Raw genomic sequence first — 7,636 nt, 5'->3', positions numbered from 1 at the left:
TGGTCCGCACCAATATCGACCAGATCGGCGGCACCATCGACATCAAGTCGGTGGCCGGTGAAGGCTCTTCCGTCACCATCAAGATCCCGCTGACCCTGGCGATCGTCTCCGCGCTGATCGTGGAAGCCGCCGGGGACCGCTTTGCGATTCCCCAGCTCTCGGTGGTCGAGCTCGTCCGCGCCCGCGCCAACTCGGAGCACCGCATCGAGCGCATCAAGGACACCGCTGTGCTGCGCCTGCGCAACAAGCTGTTGCCGCTGATCCACCTGAAGAAGCTGCTGAAGATCGACGACGGCGCGGCCAGCGATCCCGAGAACGGCTTCATCGTGGTCACGCAGGTCGGCAGCCAGACTTTTGGCATCGTCGTGGATGGTGTCTTCCATACGGAAGAAATCGTGGTCAAGCCGATGTCCACAAAACTGCGTCACATCGACATGTTCTCCGGCAACACCATTCTGGGCGATGGCGCGGTCATCATGATCATCGACCCCAACGGCATTGCCAAGGCGCTCGGCGCCGCCGGCTCCTCGGCCCATGACATGGGCGACGACAATGGCGCACACCACATCGGAAGCGGCGAGCAGACCACCTCGCTCCTCGTCTTCCGCGCCGGCTCCAGCCAGCCCAAGGCGGTCCCGCTTGGCCTCGTCACGCGCCTCGAAGAGCTCCCGGCCGACAAGATCGAGTTCAGTAACGGCCGCTACATGGTGCAGTACCGCGAGCAGCTGATGCCGCTGGTGGCCATGGACGGCGTCACCATCGCCAGCCAGGGCGCCCAGCCGATCCTGGTGTTCGCCGATGACGGCCGCTCCATGGGCCTCGTCGTCGACGAGATCATCGACATCGTCGAGGAGCGCCTCAACATCGAGGTCGGCGGCTCGGCGAGCGGCATCCTCGGCTCGGCCGTGATCAAGGGCCAGGCGACCGAGGTGATCGACGTCGGCCATTTCCTGCCGATGGCGTTCGCCGACTGGTTCACCCGCAAGGAGATGAAGCCGTCGATGCACTCGCAGTCGGTGCTGCTGGTCGACGATAGTGCGTTCTTCCGCAACATGCTGGCACCGGTGCTGAAGGCTGCCGGTTACCGCGTCCGCACCGCGCCGACCGCGCAGGAGGGCCTCGCAGCACTGCGTGCGCAGACCTTCGACGTGGTCCTGACCGACATCGAGATGCCCGACATGAACGGGTTCGAGTTCGCGGAAACGATCCGCTCCGACAGCAATCTGGGCGCGATGCCGATCATCGGCCTGTCGGCGCTGGTGTCGCCGGCGGCGATCGAGCGCGGCCGTCAGGCCGGCTTCCACGACTATGTCGCCAAGTTCGACCGTCCCGGTCTGATCGCGGCGCTGAAGGAGCAGACCGCGGGTGCCGCCGGCGCCTCCGATCTGAGCCGGGTAGCGGCGTAAGCGGGACCTGAGGAGAGACGATATGAGCAAGAAGACGCAAATTGGCGAAGGCGCCATGGTCGAATACGTCACCGCGATGATCGGCGGCCAGCTGTTCGGTCTGCCGATCTCCCGCGTCCAGGACGTGTTCATGCCCGAGCGCGTCACCCGCGTTCCCTTGTCCTCACGCGAGATCTCGGGCGTGCTGAACCTGCGCGGCCGCATCGTCACCGTGGTCGACATGCGCGCCCGTCTCGGCCTGCCCAGGGACGAGGACGGCAAGACCCCGATGGCGGTCGGCGTCGACCTGCGCGGTGAATCCTATGGCCTCCTGATCGACCAGATCGGCGAGGTGCTGCGTCTGCCCGAGGACGGCAAGGAAGAGAACCCCGTCAACCTCGACCCCCGAATGGCCAAGCTCGCCGGCGGTGTCCACCGCCTCGACGGCCAGCTCATGGTCGTCCTCGACGTCGATCGCGTGCTCGAGCTCAAGACCGAAGTGCAAATGGCTGCCTGAACTTTCACGAAAGATATTTTAGCCGGAGATCCAAGATGAAGACCTGTTTGGTGGTTGACGATTCCAGCATCGTTCGCAAGGTCGCGCGTCGCATCGTCGAAGCGCTGGGCTTCCAAGTCATTGAAGCGGAAGACGGCGTCGAGGCGCTGGTCCATTGCAAGAAGGCCATGCCGGAGGCCATCCTGCTCGACTGGAACATGCCCGTTATGGACGGCTTCCAGTTCCTGGGCACGCTGCGCCGCATGCCCGGCGGCGACGAGCCGAAGGTCGTGTTCTGCACCACCGAGAACGGCATCGATCACATCACCAAGGCGATGGGCGGCGGCGCCAACGAGTACATCATGAAGCCGTTCGACAAGGAAATCGTTTTGGCGAAGTTCCAGGAAGTCGGACTGGTCGCGCGCGAAGAAGAGACAGCGGCCTGAGAATACACCTGTTAGTAGCGTCAAGAGGTATCCTGTGAACGCGCCCGACTACGAGTATCTGCGTAAGCTGCTGAAAGAGCGCTCGGGTCTCGACCTGTCCGCCGACAAGCAATATCTGATCGAAAGCCGCCTGCTGCCGCTGGCGCGCAAGGCCGGGCTCCCCGGCATCCCCGAACTGGTGCAGAAACTGCAGGCCGGCTCGAGCGCGCTGATCACCAGCGTGGTCGAAGCCATGACCACGAACGAGACCTTCTTCTTCCGCGACAAGGTCCCGTTCGACCATTTCCGCGACACCATCATGCAGGAGATCATCAAGGCCCGTGCCGGCCGCCGCAGCGTGCGGATCTGGTGCGCCGCCGGCTCGACCGGGCAGGAGCCCTATTCGCTGGCGATGACCCTGAAGGAGATGGGCGCGGCCCTGACCGGATGGCGCATCGAGATCATTGCGACCGACCTCTCGCAGGAAGTGCTGGAGAAGGCCAAGGCCGGCGTCTACAGCCAGTTCGAGGTACAGCGCGGCCTGCCGATCCAGATGCTGATGAAATACTTCAAGCAGACCGGCGAGACCTGGCAGATCAACCCCGAGCTGCGGGCGATGATTCAGCACCGGCAGCTCAATCTGCTGCAGGACTTCTCGCACCTCGGCACGTTCGACGTCATCTTCTGCCGCAACGTGCTGATCTATTTCGACCAGGAAACCAAGATCAACATTTTCAACCGCCTTGCGCGCCAGATCGAGCCCGACGGCTTCCTGGTGCTCGGTGCGGCTGAAACCGTGGTCGGACTGACCGACACGTTCAGGCCGATTGCCGATCGCCGCGGCCTCTACAAGCCGAACGATCCACGTGCAGCTGCGGCCAAGCCGGCCGACGCTGCCGCAGCGCCTCGCGTGGCGGCGATGGCAGGACGATAGGCATGGCCGAGGATGGCAAGGGCGCAGAGCGCGTCACGTTCAGTCGGGGCTATGATGTCTGCATCATGGCCATCGACGGCACGTGGCGGCGCGACTGCACGCTCAATGCGATTTCCGACACCGACGCCATCCTCACGGTGGAAGGCTCGATCCAGGGGTTGAACCTGAAGGAGTTCTTCCTGCTGCTGTCGTCGACCGGCCTTGCCTACCGGCGCTGCGAGCTGGTGCGCGTCAACGGCGCCGAGATGGACATCCAGTTCCTGCGCGGCAAGAACCGCAAGAAGCGCGGTGCCGCCAGCGACCATGACGCGCTGGCGTGATCGCAGCGCTCATCGTGCGACGCTTTCCTGACGCGTTGCTTCACATTTTCTGAAAACATCGGAGCGAATTCGCTGACCCCGCTTTACGTGGCTTAAGCGCGCACCGTGTATCCATCGACGGTCGCAATTTCAGGGGCCATCAATGCCAAGAAGCTCTCTCTCCCCCATCTCGTCAAACCTGCCCGACGGCGCCGAGCGGCGCGCGCTTCAGCTCCTGGTGGTCGATGACGACGCCACGCAGCGCAGCCTGATCACGGTCGCTGCCAGGCAGGCCGGCCATGAAGTGGCCGTCGCACCGTCGGTTGCGGAAGCGATCGAGAAGCTGCGCGGTGCGCGTTTCGATTGCGTGACGCTCGATCTCGTGCTGGAGGACGGCGACGGCATCGACGTGCTGCGAGAGATGGCGGCAGCGAAATTCACGGGCTCGGTGATCGTGGTCAGCGGCATGGACGGCAAGCGTCGTAGTGCCGCCCGCAGCTTCGCCCGCTCCGTGGGGATCGAGCTTCAGAGCTTGCCGAAACCGCTGGATCTCGCGGCGCTGCGTATCAGCCTTGCCAATCTCGGCAAGACCGCGATGGGCCTGCCGACGATCCATACCTGGGGTGGCGTCGCCACCGACGCGATCGTGGAGCGGCACCGCGCCTGAGGCGCGGTGCTGTCATGCCGTCGGCTGCGGCAAATCAGCCGCGTCGATTGTGCGTTAGACGGGATTGCCGGATTCCGACAGAGTTTGCAGGGCCCGGTCGAGCTCGGCCCGGCAGGCGTTCAAGGCGGCGCTCGCCGTAGCATAACGGGGCGTGACGTCGTCAAGCACGACAATCTCTGTGGAACCCAAGCTCGACCTCAAGATAGCACCATCGTCGTCCGGTTGCATGGCGGCGTCGATCAGGCGCATGCTGATCTCGATGCGCGCGATCAGCGAGCGCAGTTCGGCTGCGATCAACTGACGGCTGTCGGTTTCAGCCATCGCGGCGAGCGGGGGTATGCCTGCGTAATTTAGCATGGATATTCTCCGTCCCCCGCAATAAGGCACTTCACCGCTACTTGTGCGTTAACTTCATGTCCCGTACAAATGCGGGCGGGCCGAATCTGCGCCGAGAGCCATAAACGTTAGGCGCGGACGCGAGTCCTTGAATGCCGATGTGGCGAATGGACATGGCACATGGTCGAACAAACCTCCCGTGGTGAGATCTTCGTCGTCGATGACGATCCTGCTGTTCGCGACACCTTGTCGATGGTGTTGAAGGCGGCAGGCTATGAGGTGATCTGTTTTGCGGACGGCGCGGCACTGCTTTCCATCGCGCGAAACCGCACACCTGCTGCGATCCTGCTCGACGTGCATATCCCCGGGAAGTCGGGTCTCGACATTCTGAAGGAGCTGCATGGCGAGGACTATCCGGCCCCGATCTTCATGATCTCCGGGCAGGGCGACATCACCATGGCGGTGGGCGCCATCAAGAGCGGTGCGCTGGATTTCATCGAGAAGCCGTTCCGCGGCAGCGAGATCGTCGGCCGGTTGGACGAGGCAATCGGCGCCTATGCACGCAGGCAGGCAGAGAGTGCGTCGCCGAAGTTCGGCTCGCTGCATTTCCCTGGACGCGAGCCGCTGACCCGCCGGGAGCGCGAGGTGCTCGAGCAATTTGCCGCCGGTGCCTCCAACAAGGAAGCCGGCCGCACGCTCGGCATCAGCCCGCGCACCATCGAGGATCATCGCGCCAATATCATGAAGAAGCTCGGCGCCCGTAATGCCGCCGATCTGATTCGCATCGTGATGACCGCGGCTCAGCGCGCATCGTAGCTGTCCATCCGGGCTATTGAGCTTCAGCTGCTCAGCGCCTTGCGGATGATCCGCGCCAGGTCGGATTTGCGATAGGGCTTCGCCAACAGCAGCACGCCTGAATCCAGCCGGCCGTGGTGGATGATCGCGTTCTCGGTATAGCCCGACGTGTAGACCACCCTGAGATCCGGACGCGACTTCAGCACCTCGTCGGCGAGCTGCCGTCCATTCATCTTGCCGGGCATGATCACGTCGGTGAACAGCAGGTCGAACGGCTTGCCACTGTTGATGATCGCGATCGCCTCCGCGGCGTCGGCGGCCTGCAAGGTGACGTAGCCGAGTGAATGCAATTGTGTCAGCACATAGTCGCGCACCAGCCGGTCGTCCTCGACCACCAAAACGGTCTCGCATCCGCCCACGATCGGCGCCGGCGCTGCCACCTCGCAGGCGACGGCGGCGGCGTCGCCGGGCGGCAGATACATCTTGACCGTGGTTCCGTGGCCCTGCTCACTATAGATCTTGATGTGTCCTGCGGACTGCTTGATGAAGCCGTAGACCATGGCGAGCCCCAGCCCGGTCCCTTTGCCCGGCTCCTTCGAGGTAAAGAAGGGTTCGAATACTCTGGCCAGCAAGTGGGGTGGGATACCCGTCCCGGTGTCGCTCAAGGCGATCAGCACGTAATGGCCGGGCGGGATATCATTCGCGCTGGCGTAGACCTCGTCGAGATAGGTAGCTCCCGTCTCCACGATCAGCTTTCCGCCATCAGGCATGGCATCGCGGGCATTGAGTGCGAGGTTGAGGATCGCCGTGGTGAGCTGGCTGGGATCAACGGTGGCGACGCAGCTCTCGTCCTCGAACGTGGATTCGATCTGGATATGTTCGCCAAGCGTCGGCCGCAGCAGTTTGGCCGCTTCTATGATCAATGAATTGACGTCGGTCTCGCGCGGTTGCAGCGGCTGCTTGCGCGCAAAGGCGAGCAGATGCTGGGTCAGCTCGGCGCCGCGCCCGGCGGCCTCGTCGATCATCTTGGCGATGACCGCAAGCTGTGGCTCCGCTGCCACCGCCTCCGCCAGGATCCCGATCGTACCGGTGATAACGGTGAGGATGTTGTTGAAATCGTGCGCCACGCCGCCGGTGAGCTGGCCGATCGCTTCCATCTTCTCTGCGTGTCGGATGCGCTCATCGGCGGCGATCTTGTCGGTCAGATCACGGTAGAACGAATTGAAGAGGAGGCCTCTACGTCGCCGGAGCGCCGTGACGCTGAGCTCGGCCCTGAACTCCTGACCGTCGCGTCGCCGCGCGACAATTTCACGCCGCGGGTTGGTTAGCCTGTCTTCCCCGGATTTCAGGAAACGTTGCAGCGCGGCGTTGACGTTTTCGCGCTCGCTGCCGGCGACGAACAGGTCGATGGCGTTTCTGCCGATCGCCTCCTCGCGCCGCCAGCCGAAGAGCTTTTCGGCCTGCGAATTCCAGCTCAGGATGGTGCCGGTTTCATCGGTCTGGGTGAATGCATCGAGCGACGTCTCGACGATGTCGCGGGCGAGCCGCTCGCTCTCGCGCAGCGATTCCTGCGCACGCCGAACCTCCTTCATGTCGCGCCCGATGAAGAAGAAGCGCTTGGTCTGCTCCGACCAATTGCCGAGCCAGGACAGCCACACCTCGTGCCCGTCCTTGTGGAGGCAGCGATTGTCCGAGAGCTTCGGCCGCTCGCCGCGCCGCAGCGCGCGCACCTCCTCGCGCGAGCTCTCCAAATAATCGGGATGCAAGAACATGGTGCAGAGGTGGCCGATCATCTCCTCCGGTCGATAGCCGAGGATGGCTTGGCAACTCGGGCTGATCTGCACCACATAGCCCCGGGCGTCCGTGATCATGATCAGGTCCTGCGAAGTGTTGAAGAGCTGTTGGCGCTCCTCCAACGAACGTTCCGTTCGTCGCACGTCGGAGACGCCGCGTGCGACTTCGGTGGCTCCGGTGAGTTCGCCGGAGGGGCCTCGGATCGGCGAGACGCTCAGCGAAACCTCGACCGGGCTGCCATCCTTGTGCAAGCGGAACGTCTCGTAGGGTGCGATCGACTCGCCCCGCGCAATCCGCTTCAGGTTCGCTTCGGTCTCCGCGCTCCGATCGGTGGGAACGATCAGGGAGATGGATCGATTGAGGACTTCGTCTGCGGCGTAGCCATACAAGCGGGCCGCCGCGTCGTTCCAGCCGATGATGGTGCCGTCCGGCAATTCCGAGACGATCGCATCATCCGGGGCTTCAACCATTGCGCTGAACACGTGCTCGCGAGCGGCGTGAAGGT

General features: G+C 63.6%; 8 protein-coding genes and 1 pseudogene. 7 read left to right on the top strand and 2 right to left on the bottom strand.

The genetic code is table 11. The annotated features are described in order from the left end of the window. The 6 genes from M2427_RS20080 to M2427_RS20055 all read left to right on the top strand — a co-directional run. Nucleotides 1-1,406, top strand: a 1,406-nt coding sequence (locus tag M2427_RS20080; protein WP_280708296.1) for a chemotaxis protein CheW, incomplete at its 5' end; no start/stop codon positions are given. Between the two features lie 22 nt (nt 1,407-1,428). Continuing rightward, on the top strand, nt 1,429-1,902 hold the full coding sequence (locus M2427_RS20075) for a chemotaxis protein CheW (protein ID WP_280708295.1): 474 nt from the start codon (nt 1,429-1,431) through the stop codon (nt 1,900-1,902). 35 nt (nt 1,903-1,937) lie between these two features. Further along, the gene (locus tag M2427_RS20070; protein WP_188106496.1) at nt 1,938-2,327 is read left to right on the top strand and encodes a response regulator; all 390 of its coding nucleotides are present in this window, start codon (nt 1,938-1,940) and stop codon (nt 2,325-2,327) included. 34 nt (nt 2,328-2,361) lie between these two features. Then, on the top strand, nt 2,362-3,240 hold the full coding sequence (locus tag M2427_RS20065) for a protein-glutamate O-methyltransferase CheR (protein WP_280708294.1): 879 nt from the start codon (nt 2,362-2,364) through the stop codon (nt 3,238-3,240). A gap of 2 nt (nt 3,241-3,242) precedes the next feature. Then, entirely contained in the window at nt 3,243-3,560 is a 318-nt protein-coding gene (locus tag M2427_RS20060) for a PilZ domain-containing protein (protein ID WP_280708293.1), read from the top strand. 142 nt (nt 3,561-3,702) lie between these two features. Further along, entirely contained in the window at nt 3,703-4,206 is a 504-nt protein-coding gene (locus M2427_RS20055) for a response regulator (protein WP_280708292.1), read from the top strand. Between the two features lie 54 nt (nt 4,207-4,260). Here the strand turns inward: M2427_RS20055 and M2427_RS20050 are convergent, their stop codons facing one another. Further along, nucleotides 4,261-4,563 carry a hypothetical protein gene (locus M2427_RS20050; RefSeq protein WP_280708291.1) on the bottom strand — a complete coding sequence of 101 codons (303 nt, stop codon included), beginning with the start codon at nt 4,561-4,563 and terminating at the stop codon, nt 4,261-4,263. Nucleotides 4,564-4,722: 159 nt separating this feature from the next. Between M2427_RS20050 and M2427_RS20045 the strand changes: the two genes are divergently transcribed. Next, the gene (locus M2427_RS20045) at nt 4,723-5,358 is read left to right on the top strand and encodes a response regulator (RefSeq protein ID WP_280708290.1); all 636 of its coding nucleotides are present in this window, start codon (nt 4,723-4,725) and stop codon (nt 5,356-5,358) included. Between the two features lie 23 nt (nt 5,359-5,381). Here the strand turns inward: M2427_RS20045 and M2427_RS20040 are convergent. Beyond that, nucleotides 5,382-7,631, bottom strand: a pseudogene (locus tag M2427_RS20040) (PAS domain S-box protein); the annotation flags it as partial. Nucleotides 7,632-7,636: the final 5 nt, after the last annotated feature.

The organism is Bradyrhizobium sp. BR13661, from assembly GCF_029892425.1.
Lineage (GTDB): Bacteria > Pseudomonadota > Alphaproteobacteria > Rhizobiales > Xanthobacteraceae > Bradyrhizobium.
Note: the sequence above shows the minus strand (reverse complement) of the source record. Positions and strands in the feature narration are given on the sequence as shown.

Excerpts from the sequence above, each read along its gene's own strand:
- M2427_RS20075 (WP_280708295.1), top strand. The coding sequence starts at position 1,429 with ATGAGCAAGAAGACGCAAATTGGCGAAGGCGCCATGGTCGAATACGTC.
- M2427_RS20055 (WP_280708292.1), top strand. The coding sequence starts at position 3,703 with ATGCCAAGAAGCTCTCTCTCCCCCATCTCGTCAAACCTGCCCGACGGC.
- M2427_RS20060 (WP_280708293.1), top strand. The coding sequence starts at position 3,243 with ATGGCCGAGGATGGCAAGGGCGCAGAGCGCGTCACGTTCAGTCGGGGC.
- M2427_RS20045 (WP_280708290.1), top strand. The coding sequence starts at position 4,723 with ATGGTCGAACAAACCTCCCGTGGTGAGATCTTCGTCGTCGATGACGAT.
- M2427_RS20050 (WP_280708291.1), bottom strand. The coding sequence starts at position 4,563 with ATGCTAAATTACGCAGGCATACCCCCGCTCGCCGCGATGGCTGAAACC.
- M2427_RS20070 (WP_188106496.1), top strand. The coding sequence starts at position 1,938 with ATGAAGACCTGTTTGGTGGTTGACGATTCCAGCATCGTTCGCAAGGTC.